This window comes from Streptomyces sp. SN-593 (assembly GCF_016756395.1).
GTDB classification, from domain to species: Bacteria; Actinomycetota; Actinomycetes; order Streptomycetales; family Streptomycetaceae; genus Actinacidiphila; species Actinacidiphila reveromycinica.
In genome coordinates this window covers 29,465-45,517 of record NZ_AP018366.1, presented here as the reverse complement: position 1 = coordinate 45,517, position 16,053 = coordinate 29,465, and the positions used below count along the sequence as shown (strand labels likewise).

General features: G+C 70.9%; 16 protein-coding genes. 9 read left to right on the top strand and 7 right to left on the bottom strand.

The window, feature by feature from the left end; translation table 11 throughout:
* The first annotated feature begins 94 nt into the window (after positions 1-94).
* From RVR_RS39025 to RVR_RS36620, 9 genes are all read left to right on the top strand, one after another.
* A complete protein-coding gene (locus tag RVR_RS39025; RefSeq protein WP_202239808.1) occupies positions 95-1,417 on the top strand; it encodes a GNAT family N-acetyltransferase in 1,323 nt (440 codons plus the stop codon).
* A 490-nt stretch (positions 1,418-1,907) separates the two neighbouring features.
* The gene (locus RVR_RS38455) at positions 1,908-3,125 is read left to right on the top strand and encodes a hypothetical protein (protein ID WP_237405493.1); all 1,218 of its coding nucleotides are present in this window, start codon (positions 1,908-1,910) and stop codon (positions 3,123-3,125) included.
* Complete coding sequence (gene dnaB, locus RVR_RS36650; protein ID WP_237405492.1) at positions 3,122-4,477, top strand: replicative DNA helicase; 1,356 nt, start codon at positions 3,122-3,124, stop codon at positions 4,475-4,477. The genes RVR_RS38455 and dnaB overlap by 4 nt, the downstream gene beginning before the upstream one ends.
* Before the next feature lie 76 nt (positions 4,478-4,553).
* Positions 4,554-5,087, top strand: coding sequence for a hypothetical protein (locus tag RVR_RS36645; protein ID WP_202239804.1), 534 nt, complete (start codon positions 4,554-4,556; stop codon positions 5,085-5,087).
* Entirely contained in the window at positions 5,087-7,168 is a 2,082-nt protein-coding gene (locus RVR_RS36640) for a hypothetical protein (protein WP_202239802.1), read from the top strand. The genes RVR_RS36645 and RVR_RS36640 overlap by 1 nt, the downstream gene beginning before the upstream one ends.
* A complete protein-coding gene (locus RVR_RS36635; protein WP_202239800.1) occupies positions 7,165-7,413 on the top strand; it encodes a hypothetical protein in 249 nt (82 codons plus the stop codon). Before RVR_RS36640 ends, RVR_RS36635 begins: the two co-directional genes overlap by 4 nt.
* Positions 7,410-7,733, top strand: coding sequence for a hypothetical protein (locus tag RVR_RS36630; protein ID WP_202239798.1), 324 nt, complete (start codon positions 7,410-7,412; stop codon positions 7,731-7,733). The genes RVR_RS36635 and RVR_RS36630 overlap by 4 nt, the downstream gene beginning before the upstream one ends.
* Positions 7,730-8,443 (top strand): hypothetical protein, encoded by a 714-nt coding sequence (locus tag RVR_RS36625; RefSeq protein WP_237405491.1) that lies wholly within the window; start codon positions 7,730-7,732, stop codon positions 8,441-8,443. The genes RVR_RS36630 and RVR_RS36625 overlap by 4 nt, the downstream gene beginning before the upstream one ends.
* A 162-nt stretch (positions 8,444-8,605) precedes the next feature.
* Positions 8,606-10,024 (top strand): DUF2637 domain-containing protein, encoded by a 1,419-nt coding sequence (locus RVR_RS36620; RefSeq protein ID WP_202239796.1) that lies wholly within the window; start codon positions 8,606-8,608, stop codon positions 10,022-10,024.
* 293 nt (positions 10,025-10,317) lie between these two features.
* On the opposite strand, the gene RVR_RS38450 is transcribed toward RVR_RS36620, so the two are convergent.
* The 7 genes from RVR_RS38450 to RVR_RS36585 all read right to left on the bottom strand — a co-directional run bounded on the left by RVR_RS38450 (position 10,318) and on the right by RVR_RS36585 (position 16,034).
* The gene (locus RVR_RS38450) at positions 10,318-10,653 is read right to left on the bottom strand and encodes a hypothetical protein (RefSeq protein ID WP_237405490.1); all 336 of its coding nucleotides are present in this window, start codon (positions 10,651-10,653) and stop codon (positions 10,318-10,320) included.
* Positions 10,654-10,738: 85 nt separating this feature from the next.
* Entirely contained in the window at positions 10,739-11,017 is a 279-nt protein-coding gene (locus RVR_RS36610) for a hypothetical protein (RefSeq protein WP_202239794.1), read from the bottom strand.
* Positions 11,018-11,173: 156 nt separating this feature from the next.
* Complete coding sequence (locus RVR_RS36605; protein ID WP_202239792.1) at positions 11,174-14,479, bottom strand: LysM peptidoglycan-binding domain-containing protein; 3,306 nt, start codon at positions 14,477-14,479, stop codon at positions 11,174-11,176.
* A gap of 31 nt (positions 14,480-14,510) precedes the next feature.
* Positions 14,511-14,960, bottom strand: a complete 450-nt coding sequence (locus RVR_RS36600; RefSeq protein WP_237405489.1) for a TadE/TadG family type IV pilus assembly protein — start codon at positions 14,958-14,960, stop codon at positions 14,511-14,513.
* Positions 14,957-15,409, bottom strand: coding sequence for a TadE/TadG family type IV pilus assembly protein (locus RVR_RS36595; protein WP_202239790.1), 453 nt, complete (start codon positions 15,407-15,409; stop codon positions 14,957-14,959). Before RVR_RS36595 ends, RVR_RS36600 begins: the two co-directional genes overlap by 4 nt.
* Positions 15,406-15,825, bottom strand: a complete 420-nt coding sequence (locus RVR_RS36590) for a TadE family protein (protein ID WP_237405488.1) — start codon at positions 15,823-15,825, stop codon at positions 15,406-15,408. Before RVR_RS36590 ends, RVR_RS36595 begins: the two co-directional genes overlap by 4 nt.
* 2 nt (positions 15,826-15,827) lie before the next feature.
* Positions 15,828-16,034: a hypothetical protein gene (locus RVR_RS36585; RefSeq protein ID WP_202239788.1), complete on the bottom strand. Its 207-nt coding sequence runs from the start codon at positions 16,032-16,034 to the stop codon at positions 15,828-15,830.
* Positions 16,035-16,053: the final 19 nt, after the last annotated feature.

Genomic DNA, 16,053 nt, shown 5'->3' with positions numbered 1-16,053 from the left:
GACCGATGCTGCACCCGCAGCCACCCCAAGGTCAAGCCCCGCCGAATAGATCGGCTATATTGACTACTCATTGCGAGGAAGGTACACAGATCACATGTCAGTTAGCAGCAGGCCGCGGGCGCTCTACCTTCGGATCGCCGACCAGATTCGTGCGCAGATCAGTGATGGCTCGTTGCGCGAGGGCGACCGACTTCCGACGGAAGCGGAGATCGCGGCTAGCTGGGACACGACTCGCACGACGGCGGTCAAGGGTCTGGGCGTGCTGATCAACGAGGGGCTGATCGTCTCGCAGCGACCGCGCGGGCACTTCGTGCGCGCCAGGAGGCCGATGGTCTATCGCCCGCAAGCGGAGTTCAGGCGGCGACCCCTAACATCCGAGATGGACGCTTTTGTCGCACAGTTGAGCGACGAAGGGCGCGTGGCGACCCAGAAGATCGAAGTGTCGATCATCAAGCCCACCACCGAGGTCCGGGATCGGCTCCGCCTGGCGGAGGGGGAGTTGACAGCAGTTCGTCGGCGCGTCAGGTACATCGACGGAGTGCCTTACAACACCAACGACAGCTACTTCCCGCTCGACCTGGTCCAGGGCAGCGAGATCATGGATCCGGCAGACATCACACGCGGAGCCAACACTGTGCTGGCCGAGCTGGGATACCCGCAGGTGAGGGCCATCGATGAGATCCACGTGCGTATGCCGACTCCGGAGGAAGTCGAGAGACTCCACCTTGGCCCCGGCACGGCCGTGGCCTCGCATGTGACGACCGGTTACACGGCAAGCGGCAGACCTGTGCGGACGGTCATCAACTGCCTCCCTGGCGACCGCCATGTGATCACGTACGAGCGGGCCAAACCTCCTATAAGCGGACAGCTCGTCATCCGACCTGCCAGCGAGGCAGACCTCGACACGGTGACCTCGCTTTGGACTGGCGCCGCCTCTTGGCTCGGCAAGCGCGGGATCGATCAGTGGCAGTACGCGCCGCGGTTGGAACGCATCGTGCAGAACATCGAGGCGGGCGAGTGCTTCCTGGTCGAGGACCAGGGTGTGCCGGTCGCCACCATCACGGTGGATGACCATCCGGACCCGGACTTCTGGACGAGCGAAGAGGCAGAGGAGCCGGCCGTGTACGTACACCGGATGGTCGTCCGCCGGGACAGCAGCGGGCACGAGCTGGGTGGCGCCATGTTGGACTGGGCGAGTCAGATGGCGGCCGACCAAGGGGCCCGCTGGGTGCGCTTGGACGCATGGCGCGAGAACCAGCAGCTCCAAGAGTTCTACGCGAGCAGGGGCTTTGAGCACCTCAGAACCGTCACGGTCGAAGGGCGCGGAAGCGGCGCTCTCTTCCAACGACGCGCTGGTGACGTGCGGGGAGCCGGACCGCAACTGATCACACTGTCCCCCGACCAAGGCACCGACTGATGCGCGTCACCCGCCATCCGCCACCGTCTCCTGGAGGAGAATGCCCGCCATGAACTTCGACCTAGCCCCCTGAAACGAGTGATGGCCGCCCCTGCGTCAACAGGAACGGCCATCGAAGCGACTCCCCGCCGGCAAGCTGTCGGAGTCGTAGATCAGCGCGGTGACCGCGCCGGGTGCCTCGGACACAGGGCCCGTGTGGTCACCTACCCAAAATATAGACGTGATCCGCAGTCGATGCCCAGCCGCAACGGGCTCGGGTGGTTGGCGTCACGTTGATTAGCTGATCGACGGCTCCCCTCATCGAGGGACCGTACGTGCCAAATCTGTACAACCCACCTGGTCAGGCTCCGGCCCGGCCGCGCCAACTTTTTTTGATCTTTTTGAGTCTCCTCGTCACATCGAGGCCTCGAACCGCGCTTGCAGCGGTTATGAAGCACATCGCCATCATCCGAACGGGAGCTGCCCACGCGCGCGCGGCGGGGGTGGGCCGGTGATGGAGGAAACGGCCACCTTCGGCCGCGGCGCAGAGCCTGCACCGGCGACGACGGTGATGCGGCACATGGTCTACGGCTCCGGCCTCACCCACGCCCTGGACTACGTCGTCCTGTTGCACCTGCTGTTCATGCTGGAGGAGGACCGGCCGGTCACAGTGAAGGACCTGTGGGAGGCCTTGCAGGTCGAGGGCATCCGGTCGGCGAAGAACGCGAAGGAGCTGGTGGGCCGGGATGCGGTCTACCAGTCGGTGACCCGCCTCATCGAGGCGCGGTTCGTCCACCGGGTGGAGGAAGGCAGCGCGCCGGGCCGCTTCGGCTCGGTGCGCTACCTGGTCTACCGCCAGCCGGCTTATCACCCCGAGTTCACGCAGCCGAGCGACCCGTGGACCCCCCAGGACCACCCCGATTTCCCGCACGCAAAGCCGCAGGTCACACCGCTTCCCGGAACGCCGGAAGCGGGAACGCCCGAACCTCCAAGGCAAGGTAAAACCGCAGGTCGGACCGCTTCCCGGAACGCCGTATCCGGGAACGCCGGACACGGCGTTCCGGGAAGCGGTAACCCCCGCATTCCCGCAGGTCGGACCGCTTCCGGCGTTCCGGGAAGCGGGACCGTCTCCCCCCCACACCCCCCCTCCGGAGGAGGAGGAACCTCCTCCCCCCTACCCCCCGTCGACGGCGCAGGGTCGACGGGCGGCCCGGCTGCGCCGGGGGAGGAGGAGGCGGTGTGCTTCGCACCGGAAGACCTCGCGGAGGCGAAGCGATTCCTGATGCTGCTGCCCGCCCCGTGGGCGTGCGGCCGGAAGGACGCCGAGCGGATCGCCCCGCGGCTTCTCGAGGAAGTGGCTGCCCAGGGCTGGCAGCTCGATGACGACCTGGCCCGCCAGCTCACGCTGAACCCGGGCGGAGTGAAGAACTACCCGGTGACCCTGGAGCGCAAGCGGGTGCCGAACCTGCCGCTGCGTGAAGCCGTTCAGCGGCGGCTGCCAGCCCCGGCCGCGCCGGACCAGACCGGCAAGTGCGTCAAGCCAGGCCACGGCGGAGGCACGTTCACGCTGGACGAATGCCCCGAGTGCAGGCTGCAGCGCCGGGCCGACCAGACCAGGCAGGGGCGGCCCGACCCGGCGACAGAGTTCCGGCGGTTGGGTCGGGACGGGTTCCTCGCCTCGCTGCGTGCGGACGTCGACCGTGTGACCAGCCGAGGGGGGGACGCGTGACGGCAACCGAGGAACGACCGGCCGTCGGCGGCTTCGAGCGTGTTCCGCCGCAGGACCTGGATGCGGAGCAGTGCGTGCTGGGCGGCATGCTGCTGTCCCAGGACGCGATCGGGGACGCGAGCGAGATCGTGAAGGGCGCGGACTTCTACCGGCCCGCGCACGAGACGATCTTCGCGGCGATCCTGGCCCTGTACGGGAAGGGCGAGCCGGCCGACCCAATCACGGTGGCCGCGGAGCTGACCAAGCGCGGCGAGATCGCCCGCATCGGCGGCTCCCCGTACCTGCACACCCTGGTCAACGCGGTACCGACCGCTGCCAACGCCGGGCACTACGCGGAAATTGTTCACGAGCGCGCGGTGCTGCGGCGGCTGGTTGAGGCCGGCACCCGCATTACGCAGATGGGCTACGCGGCCGAGGGCGACCTGGACGAGATCGTCAACACCGCGCAAGCCGAGGTGTATGCCGTCACCGAGCAGCGCAGCGCCGGTGAGCCGGGGTCGAAGCTGTCGGTCATCACCGCCCGGGTGATCGACCAGGCCGGTACCCGCCGCGAGGACGAGATGACCGGCGTGCCGACCGGATTCACCGACCTGGACTCCCTGACCCGGGGACTGCAGCCGGGCCAGTTCATCGTGGTGGCCGGCCGGCCTGCTATGGGCAAATCCACGCTAGCCATCGATTTTGCCCGCGCCGCCGCTATCGACCACGGCCGCTCGGTGGCGGTGTTCAGCCTGGAGATGAGCGAGGACGAGATCGGCATGCGGGTGATCTCCGCGCAGGCCCGCGTCGGCCTGCACCACCTGCGGTCCGGGGCGCTCACCGATGACGACTGGCGACGCATCGCCCGTACGGTGCCCGACATCGAAGAGGCCCGGATGCACATTGACGACTCGCCTGGCCTGTCCCTGCCCGACATCCGTACCCGGTGCCGGCGTCTGGCCGCCCGCGACAGCCTGGACCTGGTGATCGTGGACTACCTCCAGCTCGTCACCCCGGCCAGCACCCGGCGCAACTCCTCCCGCCAGGAGGACGTCTCCGACATCTCCCGCAGCCTGAAACTGCTGGCCAAGGAACTCAAAGCACCGGTCATCGGCCTCTCCCAGCTCAACCGCGGCCCCGAGCAACGCCAGGACAGGAAGCCGCAGGTCTCCGACCTGCGCGAGTCCGGCGCGATCGAGAACGACGCCGACATGGTGATCCTGCTGCACCGAGAGGACGCCTACGAGAAGGACTCCCCCCGCGCTGGGGAGGCCGACCTGATCGTCGGTAAGCACCGCAACGGCCCGACAGCCACGATCACGGTCGCCTTCCAAGGTCACTACAGCCGCTTCGTTGACATGGCTGCTACGTGATGTATAGCAACTATACATATCTCGGCTTTTATGAGAAGCTACTACACAACATCATCGACACGGGACGGGAGCTGCCATGGCTGAGTCAGAAGCCGAGCCGTACGCCGCGGACCTGGCGTTGCTGACCTCCGCCTCCCGCACCAGCCGACTGCTGCGTGAGGCCGGCGAGCGGGCCGCAGACGCGGAAGCCGCCCGCCGCGCCGCGATCGCCGCGATGGGCCACGCGCTTCTCGGGCACCGCAGCGTCCAGCAGCACCACGCCGGAACCCGGGCCGGCGTCATCGAACTCACGACCGCTGCCACCTGGGCAGGGGTCACCCGGCGGACCCTGTACACCGCCATGGAGCAGGCCCCGGCCGAGCCCACCGACCAGGACCTGGCGCGCGCCTACCGGCACCACCGCTACGACCTCGCCCAGGGCGGCAGCGAACTGCACCGCCGCTACCCGCGCCTGGCGGGAGTGCACGACGCCTACCAGTACCTCCGCCGCCAGTTGCAGCACGACGACCCGGCCGACGCGGCCGCGCTGCTGTGGCGCGAGTACGAGCGGCAGGTCACCGCGATCGCCGAACGCCAGCCCCTGACCGGCCCTGCCGGGGAGGAATCCTGATGGACAACCAGCAGTACACCGCGGGCATGAGGGAGCTGCGCGCCGTCCGCGACAACATCGCCGCCGTCCGCAAGAAGCTCGCCGGCCTCGAGTCCGCCCGCAACAAGCAGATCGTCGCGCTGGCCCGCCACGCGACCGCGTCCGCCGACAAGATCGCACCGGCGGCTGGGCTGAGCATCCTGGACGTCGTGGCGATCGCTCCGGCCCTCGGACCGGACCAGGCTGCTGACACGCAGCCCGAGCAACCGCCGACAACCGCCCCGACCGCCGCGACCCCGGCCCGGACCGAACCCCAGCCGACTCCGCCCGCCGAGCCCGAACCGGCGCCGACCGCCCCGCCCGCGCAAGCCGCACCCGCAGTTGCCCCCGATTCCCGGCAGCCGGAGCAACCGCCCGGCGACACCTTCCGTACCCTGCCCTCGATCCCCGACGGGCCCGCCGGGGACAGGTGGTTCGCCTCGACAAAGGGGCTGGCCTCGGTCCGACCGAACTTCACCCAGCAGCCCCGCGCGATGGCATTCCTGGACACCGACACCGGCGTGCTCGTCTACCGCGACCACACCGTCCGGCTCGACCTCGGCACCGCCACTGCCGGAGAGATCCTGACCGCCGTCTACGCCACCGTCCCGGACACCGTGGAGCGGATCTTCATCACCGCCGGGGCGCCCTGGCACCGCGATTCCGACCGGTACCCGTACCTGCGCGACGCGGTCGCGGCCTGGCTGAACGCCCCGATCATCGGCTGGAGCGTGGAGTCTTCCCGCGGCAAGGACCGGATGGCCGGCCACCTCGTCCACGAGCGGAACCCCGTCGGCCGGTGGCAGCGCGGCGACCAGCACACCGAGATCCGCAGCGTCCACGAGTGGTTCGACCCGGACGGCGCCAGCCCCTCGGTCGTACGCGACGCGTTCGTACTGCTGTGGCAGGCACTCAAACCGCACTGGAACGACGTGGTGCTCATGGGCTCACCGAGCCAGACCGGCCGGGACCTGTGGACGCGGACCATCCCGGCGAAGGCCGGCGCCCGCTGGGCCGACGGCTATCCGGTGATGAGCGAGGAAATCCGCGGCCTGCTGCACGCCACGGCCGGGCAGGGCCGCACCCAGCTCATCACCCCCCCGCAGGTACCGGACGAGCTGCCGCAACTGGTCGAGTACGACAGGACCTTCGCCTACGCCCGCCACTGCTGGCGCGGGGGCGTCGGTGTACCGCGCCGCCTGACCGGCCAGGCGTTCGCCGGCCTCACCGAAAAGGAGCAGACGAGCGCCCTGTTCAAGCCCTCGCACTGGAACATCAAAGTCACCGTGCCGCACGACTGGCAGCACGTGGGCATGCTGCCGGCACCGATCCCCGGCGAGCGGGCCTGGGACTATCCCGACCAGCCCGGCCAGTCCTGGACCACCTGGGCGGGAGGCCCCGAGGTCAAGCTGGCGCGGGATCACGGCTGGCAGGTGGAGATCCTCGACGGCCTGGTCTGGGAGGAGGGCAAGCCGCTGCACGAGTGGTCGACCCGGCTGAAGTCTGCCTGGGAGTCGCTGACCGCCCAGTCCGAGCTGCACGCCGACCCCCAGCAGCGCACCGCCGCCTACCTGGCCTCCCGCGCAGTCCGCTCGGTCCTGCTCTACGGGATCGGGGGATTCGCCCAACGCCCCCGCATGATCACCGGGACCGTCCCGGCGGGCCGCGACCAGGACCTCCCGCCGGGCGCCCGCATCATCAGCGAAGACGACAACAACATCACCTTCCAGCGCGTCAGCGGCTTCTCCCGCGACCCCAACGCCCACCCCGAGTGGGCCGCCGGCGTGTGGTCGGGCGCCCGGGCCGCACTGCTCGACATGCTCATGCGCGACGACGGCGTGCACGTCGGCGCCCTCCACCTCCCGCCGCGCAGCGTCGTGGCATTCCGCACCGACGCCATCTACACGACGCAGCAGGTGGACTGGCCGTACCACCGGCAGCCCGGAGACTACCTGCTCAAGGGCCGCCTCGGCGGCCCCATCCCCGCACCGACCACCGAGCAGGAACTGCTGGACCTGCGAGCACTGGGGCGCGAGCAGCTCCGGCAGGGGGCAACACAGTGACGACCGACACGAGCACCGTGCGCTGGTTCGGCCGGTGGGAGCACGCCTGCGGCGATTCCGGCGACGACGACTGGGCGGACGAGGACACCCCCGAGGCCGACCAGGACGACCTCGCCGGGCAGGAGGACCCCACCTGGTACGCCGAATGGAGCTGCGACAACTGCGGGGCCAGCGGTGACGCGTACGTGACCGACGGCATGCCGGCCTACTCCGACCACGTCTGCGGACCGGAGGAAGCCGAATGACGACCGTCCTCGCCGTCGTTGCGGCCGCGGTGGTCCTGGCCGCCGGGTACTGGTCCGGCCGTATCCGGCCCGGGCAGCGCCTGGACCAGTGGGCCGACCGCCAAGTCGGCGGCCCGCACGGCCCGGCCTGGTGGGCCGCACAGATCATCATGGCCGTCGAAATCGCCTACCTGTCCGCGGCCCACCCCCGCCGGACACGGGCCAACGTCCGTGCCTCACGACAGGCCGAACCCCGCGTACCCGCCCCCGCCCTGGACCCCGACTGGGCCGCCAGGCGCACGGCCGGCACCGGAACCACCAGCGGAAAGGATGTCCTGTGACCCAGAGCGGCGACCCGCTGAACGAGGCGGCCCGGTTGGCGAACGTGCTGATCACCGAAGGCGAGTTCACACGAAAGGACATCGCCGCGATCATCGGCCGCGACCCCAGCCTGGTCTCGCAGTTCTTCACCAAGGGCAAGGGCGCGTCGTTCGTGGAGGCACTGACCTACGCCGTCCAGGAGTTCCAGACCGGCAACGCCACCACCGTCGACCAGCTCAAGGCGGTGGCGCAGCCCCACATTCAGCGGCGCACCACCCGCGCCGGCGGTCGCGCCCGGGTCCGCGCCCGCGACGTCATCGGCACCCCGGGCCGCTCCTCCGCCGCCCGCGCCGGCAAGCAGCACATCGGCTCGGGTGCTTCCAGGCTGCGGCCGGTCGTCGCCAAGACCGCGGCGGCTGGGGGGAAGCTGGCGTTCACCGTCCGGGCGCGCAAGGGCGCGTTCCTGATCGACTCCGGCCGCCGGGGCGACTCCCCGGGCGTCCGCCGCGGCGTCGTCCAGCGCAAGGACGGCACCGAGGAACGCGCCTACGGCAACTCGGCCGGGCCCGGGCTCGGTGAGGCCGGCTTCGACGCTCAGGAGTGGGCGGACCGCGTCCAGGCCGCCAGCGGCGACGTCGCGGCCGCTTTCCAGCGGTGGATGGTCGAGACCGGCCGACTTGACCCTGGCGCCCAGATCACCCACCTCGAAGTCCGCGGGTGGGTCGAATGACCAGCCCCGAAGGGCCGCCGAGGACAGCACCGGCTACGGCACCGGTCGAAACGCCGGGGACTCGATGAAGCACGGCGCCCGAAGTGACACAGTGAGCAACGATTTCCAGAGAGAACGGGAAGCGAGACAGTGAGCCATCCCCGCCAGGCCCGGACCGTCCAGATGACCCGCGCTCACCGCGTGCTCGCTGGCGTGGTCGTGGCCGGTGCCGTGATCATCGCCGGGATCGGCTTCGCCGGCTCCTACGCGGCGGTGCGCTCGCTCGCCCTGGACAAGGGCTTCGGCTGGTTCGCGAACGTGTTCCCGATCGGCGTGGACGCGGGCATCGTCGTGCTGCTCGCCCTGGATCTGCTGCTGACCTGGCTGCGGATCCCGTTCCCGCTGCTGCGGCAGACGGCCTGGCTGCTGACCGCCGCGACGATCGCCTTCAACGGCGCCGCGGCCTGGCCGGACAAGCTCGGCGTGGGCATGCACGCGATCATCCCGGTGCTGTTCGTGGTGTCGGTGGAGGCCGCTCGGCACGCGCTCGGGCGGATTGCGGACATCACCGCCGACAAGCACATGGAGGGCGTCCGCGTCACCCGCTGGCTGCTTGCGCCGGCACCGACCTTCCGGCTGTGGCGGCGGATGAAGCTGTGGGAACTGCGGTCGTACGAAGAGGTCATCCGCCGCGAGCAGGACCGCCTGGTCTACCGGGCCCGGCTGCGCGCCCGGTACGGGGCCGCCTGGCGCAGGCGGGCACCAGTTGAGGCAATCATGCCGCTGCGCCTCGCCAAGTACGGCGTGCCGCTCGCGGAGACCGCCGACGCAGGCCTTCGAGCCGCCGGCATCATGATTCCGGCCCCGGCGACGCAACTGGCCCCGGCGACACCCGCGCCCGAGCCGGCGCCGGAGAATTCCTCCGCCACGGTCGAACCTGGCGCCGCGGCGGCCCCCGGGACTGTCGGCGAAGTCGTCGCCGATGAGGCCCTCTTCCACGCCTTCCGCGCCTACGCCCGCGAGCACGGCACCTTGCCCAGCCCCCAGCAGCTCGACCTCCTGGCGGCTGGCCACGGTGGAACGCCCCCTGCGGAGACCGGTGCCGCGGAGCCCGCCGCGTTGGAACTGGAACAGCAGCAGCCCGCGCCCGGCCCCGCGGTGGAACAGGCCCCGGGGTGGAACAACGAACGCGGCGACACTGCACCGGTGGAATTCCAACCCGAGTTCCACCCCGAGTTCCAGCCCGGGGCCGCGGCGCCGTACGCCGGCACCCCGGCCTCCCGGTCGAGCCGCGGCCCAGGCCTGACCGTGCACGCCCGCGTCCCCGCGCAGCCGCCGGCGAAGGACGCGGAGGACGAGCTGGAACTGTTCCACCCCGAGCCAGCCGCCGACGTGGAACCGGGCGCAGAGGTGGAACCGGCCGCCGACGGCAAGGCCCGGCTGCGGGCCCTCTTCGACAACCTCGCCCCGGCCGAACGCAGCCAGTCCGCCAACCGGCTCGCCCAGCAGATGCACGCGGAAGCGGGCCTGTCCGAGGGGAGCGCCCGCAAGTACCTCGGCGAGTTCCGCCGCCAGGAAGGCCGGACATCCGCCCGCTCGTAGCGCGGACCCGGCGGCGCGAATCCTCGACCGGGCGGAAAGCCGCAGAGCAGCTATGGAATAGCCCGTACAGGGAGCAACACCCCCAGACCATCACTGGGACCACATGGAATAGGCGAATTCCGGCACGGCTTCCCGCCGTGCCGCCGCCGTTCCCCGGTTGCACCCCGGCTCGGACCGGTTGCTCACATGCTTGCACCGCCCGGTTGCACCGCAGGTCAGGCCCCTCTCAAGCCGGGCCCCAGGCCGGGTGCGGAATGCGACTCCCCAATTGGGGAGTCGATTCACGGCGTACATCACCAATGCCCGGCAAGCCCGTTCCGGGCGGCGGCAGCGCCCCGGTTCCAGCGGCGCAGCGCATCCGGCTGCGCGCCTGCGCCCACCTCGGCATCGACGTGCGGATCGGCGCCGGCCCGAACCCGACACCACTGAGGCCGTCCGCAGTTTCCTTGATCCGCTTCCGACGGCACGTCATCGAGTTCGAACGGGACGAGCGCCGCCTCCCGGCGCCGATCCCAGTCGTGCACGTCGGTCGGTGTGGGCGCGGCCTCTGCCCAGTCGGGCACGTGGTGGGTCAGCGCCGACGGCTGCAGTTCAGGGGGTGTGATGTCCACGGGCGTGTACTTGCTCATGATGGATCTCCTGGTCTCGTGACGGGTTCAGAAGCAGGCGCCCATGACCCCGGCGCTCCCCGAACCCCTCGTTCCCGGCGGTGAGTCAGCCGGCGTCGGCGACGGCCTGGCGGCCGGCGTCAGTGATGCGGAAGAAGTGCGGGTGCGAGCGGTGTTCGCGCTCGGGATCGGCGGCGCCCTGGATGTGGCCGCAGTCATCGATCGAGTCGGCGAAGCCGGACTCCTCGAGCGCGATCTCGTCTGAGGCCTTGAGCCAGGACTTCTCCCCCGTGACCGTCATGATCAGCGAGCTGATGTTCCCCTTCGGGTGGGCTGCGGCCAACCGGAGTGCGGCGAGACGCTTGGGGGTCAGTCGGGGTGCCATGGGAAGTCTCCTGAGCCGCAGCCAGTGGGATTCGGCGTGGCGAACGCCAACGAGACAACTGTACCGCACTTTCATCACGTCGCCATGGGTGCGACCGGATTCCCCGACATCCGGCGGCTGCCTGCGTGCTGGCCGGTGGGTAGAACCAGCGGCCGGCTACCGCAGGGGAGCTGCGGAGGCGAGCAGCGATCGCAGCAGCTCCACGGTGGCGTCCTCCATGTCGCTGCCGAGGGCGTCACACAGGCGCTCAAGCTGCCCGGCGGCCCGTTCCAGCCCTTCATGGTCGCCCAGGGCGTGGTGGGCGCGGAAGTTGATCCGGTACAGGTGCTCCGCCTCCGGTGCGACGTCCAAGCCCTTGGTGGTCGCCCACAGGGCTCCCCGCGGATCGGCGAGTGCAAGGCGCCGCTCGCCAAGCGTCGCCGCGACGTCGACAATCGCGGCGATCATGTCCTGCGCCAGGTGTTCGGCCCACACGTACTTCCGCGGGGGGACACCGCTGAACGGGCGGCCGCGGACCATGTCCAGTGCGGCCCGCAGCAGGTCGTCGGCATGGTCGCCGGAACTGGCGGCCCCCTTGGCCGCGAGGTCCTGGAAAAGCTGCCAGTCGCTGGTGACCCGGTCGGCGAACCGGTAGCGGGCGTCGTCGGTGGTCGCGATCGCGGGCAGGTACTTGGTGCCGTCTGCCGCGGTCCCGAGTAGCGTCCGCAACCGTGAGATCCAGGGGTTGCGGGTCTTGCGGGAGACCTCGCGGCCAGGCCAGATCGCCTCGTCGAGGGCATGGTGGTCCAGGCCAGGATGCAGCACCATCCACGCGGCGATCTCGGTGAGGGTCCGCACGTACTTGGTGTCCGCGGTTCCGCCGGCACCGATGATGTCGACCGGGCCCAGGACCCGGATCAGAGGGTCAGACGGCGCCGCCGGCTCAGGTGAACGGGGCGCCGGCGGCAGTACCGCCGCAGGCGCCACAGCGGCGGTCACCTCCGGGTCGGGTTCGTCCGCTGCTCCTTCGACGGAGTCTTCGAGATCGGCGAAGCTGGCCATCAGGCTGTCCAGCGATGCTCCGGCGTTGCTGTCGCTGTCGCCGTCATGGGACTCGGGGAGCTGGACACGGCCGGAGCGGGAGGCGGCGTGCAGTTTCGGAACAGCCGCCGCAGCGGCCGTCACCGGCGGGGCCGCCGCCGCGGCGGCGGGATCCGGCAGGGCGTCCGGCGCGGTCGTCGGCGGCCGGGCCGGGACATCGGGCCGGGATTCGTCCGACTCGGCGAGAAGCGCGATCACGTCGCTGTAGGCGTCATCGGGCAGCACCTGCAAGTGGACCGTCAGATCGACGTCGGGAAGGCGGACCTGCCCGGCCGTCGTGTCGAGCAGCCACCCGCCGGGCGGCAGCGGTGTGGTGGCAACCGTGCCGGCGGCGGTGACGACCGCACCGGCCGTACGGGGGCGGCGGTCGGCCAGCTCGGCGAGCGCGCCGGTCGTGTCGTCGTCAGCATCGTCGGCGAGCAGCAGGTACGGCGTCCAGACCGATGCCTGGTCATCGCGGAGCCGGGCGCCGCGCAGCCCGTCGACGCCGAGGTCGGCCAGCGCACGGGCTTGCATGGCGTGATGATCCTGCGCGGCCCGCATTGCGGCGTCCACGGTGTCGTAAGCGGTGAACCACTCCGGTACCAGCGGCGCCAGGCCCGGGCAGGTGCCGGCGCCGGTGACCGCGACATCGAGGTGTTCGGCATATCGGGAGGTAGCCAGCTCGATCGCCAGGGCCCGCAGCACGGCGCGACGGTGCGGGCCGGTCAGCGCGACCAGCCCGTAGTGCTCCAGGTCGACCAGGACGGTGCTGGTCGCGGTAGAGCCGAGGGTGACCAGCGCCGGGTAGGGGGCCTCGACCGTGTCGATGCGCTCCGCCGGGAGGAGTTCGTTGCTGTCGACGGAGCACCGCCAGCGCGCGAGATCGCCGTCGACCGCAGCGAACGGGGCGACCGGAGCGGCCGGTGCGGTCAGCCGCAGCTCCAGGCCGTGCCCGTCGTAGACGACCGCGGACAGGTCAGGCAGAACACGGCTGGCGGCGGCCAGGCCGATCGCGGCGGTGCGCAGCGCGCTGTCGATGAACTGCGGCACGTCGGGGTGTTCGGTGGCGCGCAGGGCCTGTTCGGTGGCGGCCGCGCTGCCGGTGGGCAGGGGAATACGGCGGCTGATGCCGCGGCGCCGCTGCTGGTGGCGCCGGCGCAGCCCGAGCATGGTCAGCACGGCCGCGGCCAGCAGGCCGCCGCCGAGTGCGTACAGCGGCATGCGGCTTCCGGTCGCCGTGGTGTGCGCGGCAGTAGTCGATCCCGTCGTCGCGGCTGTGGCGGGGGTGCGGTCGGGGGCCGGCGCGATGCCGGGCTGCTGCGTGGGCGTGACGGCGGGAGCGGTACTGGCCCGTGGCGCGGTGCTCGGGGCGGTGTCCGCCGGTGGGGGCGTGGCGGGCGGCGGGGTCGTGGTCGATGGCGCCTTGTGCTGCGGTGTCTCGTGAGCAGCGGGCGGCCCCTGCTTGCTGGGCGCGGTGCCGGGCAGTTGCAGGTGCTCGCGGGGGTAGATGAGATCGGGGTCGGTGACGTGGCCCTTGTTCAGGGCGTAGATGTCGGGCCACTTCGTTTCGTCCCCGAGTTGCTGCTGCGCGATCGAGGAGAGGGAGTCGCCAGGGGCGACGGTGTAAGTGGCGTGTGTGCCGGCGGGTTCGCTGTTTGTCGAGTTGCTGCTCGCGTCCTGGGCGTGTGCATCGCTGGGCAGGTGCAGGACCCACCCGGGCTGGATCGGCGCGTCGGCGCGGAATGTGGTGCCGTCGGCCATGGTGCGGCCGGTGTTGAGGTCAGCGATCTCCTGCCAGCGGTTGCCGTCGCCGAGTTGCTGCTGCGCGATCGACCACAGGCTCTCCGCCGGTCGCACTTCTTGCACGGTGTACGAGACCGAAGCCGGACGGTGCTCGGAGGGCGTGTGGGGCGTGGAAGCGGCCGCGGCCTGCTGGGCCAGGCCGCGGGGATGGACGGCGGCTGTGGAGCTGGGGGTTGCGGCGTGCGCGGCGGGGGCGGCGGCCGCGGCGAGCGCGGTGCCGGCCGGCAGCACGAGGAAGATCGCACCGACCAGGGTCGCGGCGGTGCGCTGTCCGAGAAGGCCCCGTAGTTGCGGTGCGCTGCGGCCGCGCAGTTGGGCGGGGATTTCCAGCAGGACCGAGACGGCGAAGGCTGCCCAGCCGATCCATCCGATCGCGGCGAGTGCGAGCAGGAACACCTGCCCGGAGTCCCGGGTGGAGGCGAGGTTGCCCAGGGCGCGCACGCCGTCCGGGCCGACAACAGCAGTGGCCCACCACAGCAGCAGCGGCAGGCCGATCAGCAGGGCCAGCAGCACGACGAAGCTGCCCAGGGCCCGCAGTGCTGCGGCCGAGCTGGAACCGGCGCGGCGGGCGGGTTTGGTGGGGGAGGGCTGAGGCATCGTCGGGGGCCCTTCTGAGGGTGTGCTGGTGCTAGTCGGGGATGTTCACGCCGTGCAGGAGCTTCGCGCTTCCGTGCCCGGTCACGGGCAGGGAGTCAATGCCGGCCGCGGGCAGGAACTTCGTGGCGTAGGTGGCGTGGATGGTGACGGTGATGGTGGTGCCGTCGGGGGAGATGCTGATGCGTCCGCTTTCGCCGGCCTGGCGGAGGAAGGCCTGCGCGGCGGCGGTCGCGGCCTGCGGGTCGACGCGGTAGGCGGTGCCGGTGACGGCCGCGCCGGGGTCGAGAGCCTGCCCCGCGGCGCGGGCGGCTTCCATCGCGATGGTGTCGGCGCGTTCGGTGGCGTTCATTTTGCCGCCGCCGTCGATGACCAGGCCGATGATCCCGAGCAGCGCGATCGTCACGATCGCGGTGAACACCGCGATCCCCCCGCGGTCTTCGCGCGCGGCCAGGCGGCGCATGCCTCGCGCTGTGGCGTTCATCCCTGCCTCGATCGGTACGCATCAACGCTCGAGGTGAACGAGCTGGTGAGGGTCTTGGATCCGGGCACGCCGGGCAGCAGCAGGTCCGACAGGTTCACGGTGCACCGGACGGTGACGTGCACGTAGCCGACCTGCCCGACCGGCACGTTCAGGCCGCCGACATCGACCGCGACGTGCTCGCTGGCGCACTTGATGCCCTGGTCATTGAGGGACTTGGCGGCCGCGGTGTCGGCTGCGGCCTGGGCGGCACCCGCGCTTCGCTCGATCGAGGCGGCGCGTGCGGCGTCTTCCGCGGCGGAGTCGATTTTCCCGTCGGAGATGACCAGCCGGCCGGCGGCGATCGCCGTGCACAGGAACCCGATCAGCAAGGGGGTGACGATCGCCGCCTGGATGGCCTCGCTGCCGCGATCCCCGCGGGCCCGTAGCCTGGCCACGGCCCGGCGGTTCACGGCGTGGTCCAGTGCTCGCGGGCCGCGGACGCGGACTGGGAGACGTGCAGGCCCGGCACGAACGGCAGCATGGAGAGCGCGGTGCCGGACACGGTGATCGTCACGGTGTCCGCGGTGCTGCCGTCGGTGGACACCCCGGCGCCGTGCAGGCTGTCGCCGCCGATCCGGTCCAGCGTCTCGCGGGCCCGGGCCGCGCCCTGGCTGGGGGAGGACTGGTAGCCGCGGCCGACGTTGATGCCCTCCCGGGCGGCAGTCAGCGCGATGTTCCGGGCGTAGTACCACATGCTGGCCTGCACCACGGCGACCGTCATCAGGATGACGACGGGGAAGACGATCGCCATTTGCAGGGACGTGTCGCCCTGGTCGCCGTGGGCGCGCGCCCGTATCGCCGCCGTCCACCCCCGTACCCGCCGCATCGTCAGATCCCGGACAGCTGGCCGTTGTACTTGGACATCACCACGGCGATCGTGCCGGCGATGACGAGCGCTCCGGCGACGGCGGCCACCCAGATGATGATGGTGGTGATCGAGATGTCGCCCCGGTCGTCCCCGCAGGCCCGGCCGGCCTCCAGCCGGCCCTGTGCCCACCCGGTCGCCCGGGCCAGACGGACAGCGATCTTGTTCATGTGCCTTCTCCTTCAGGTT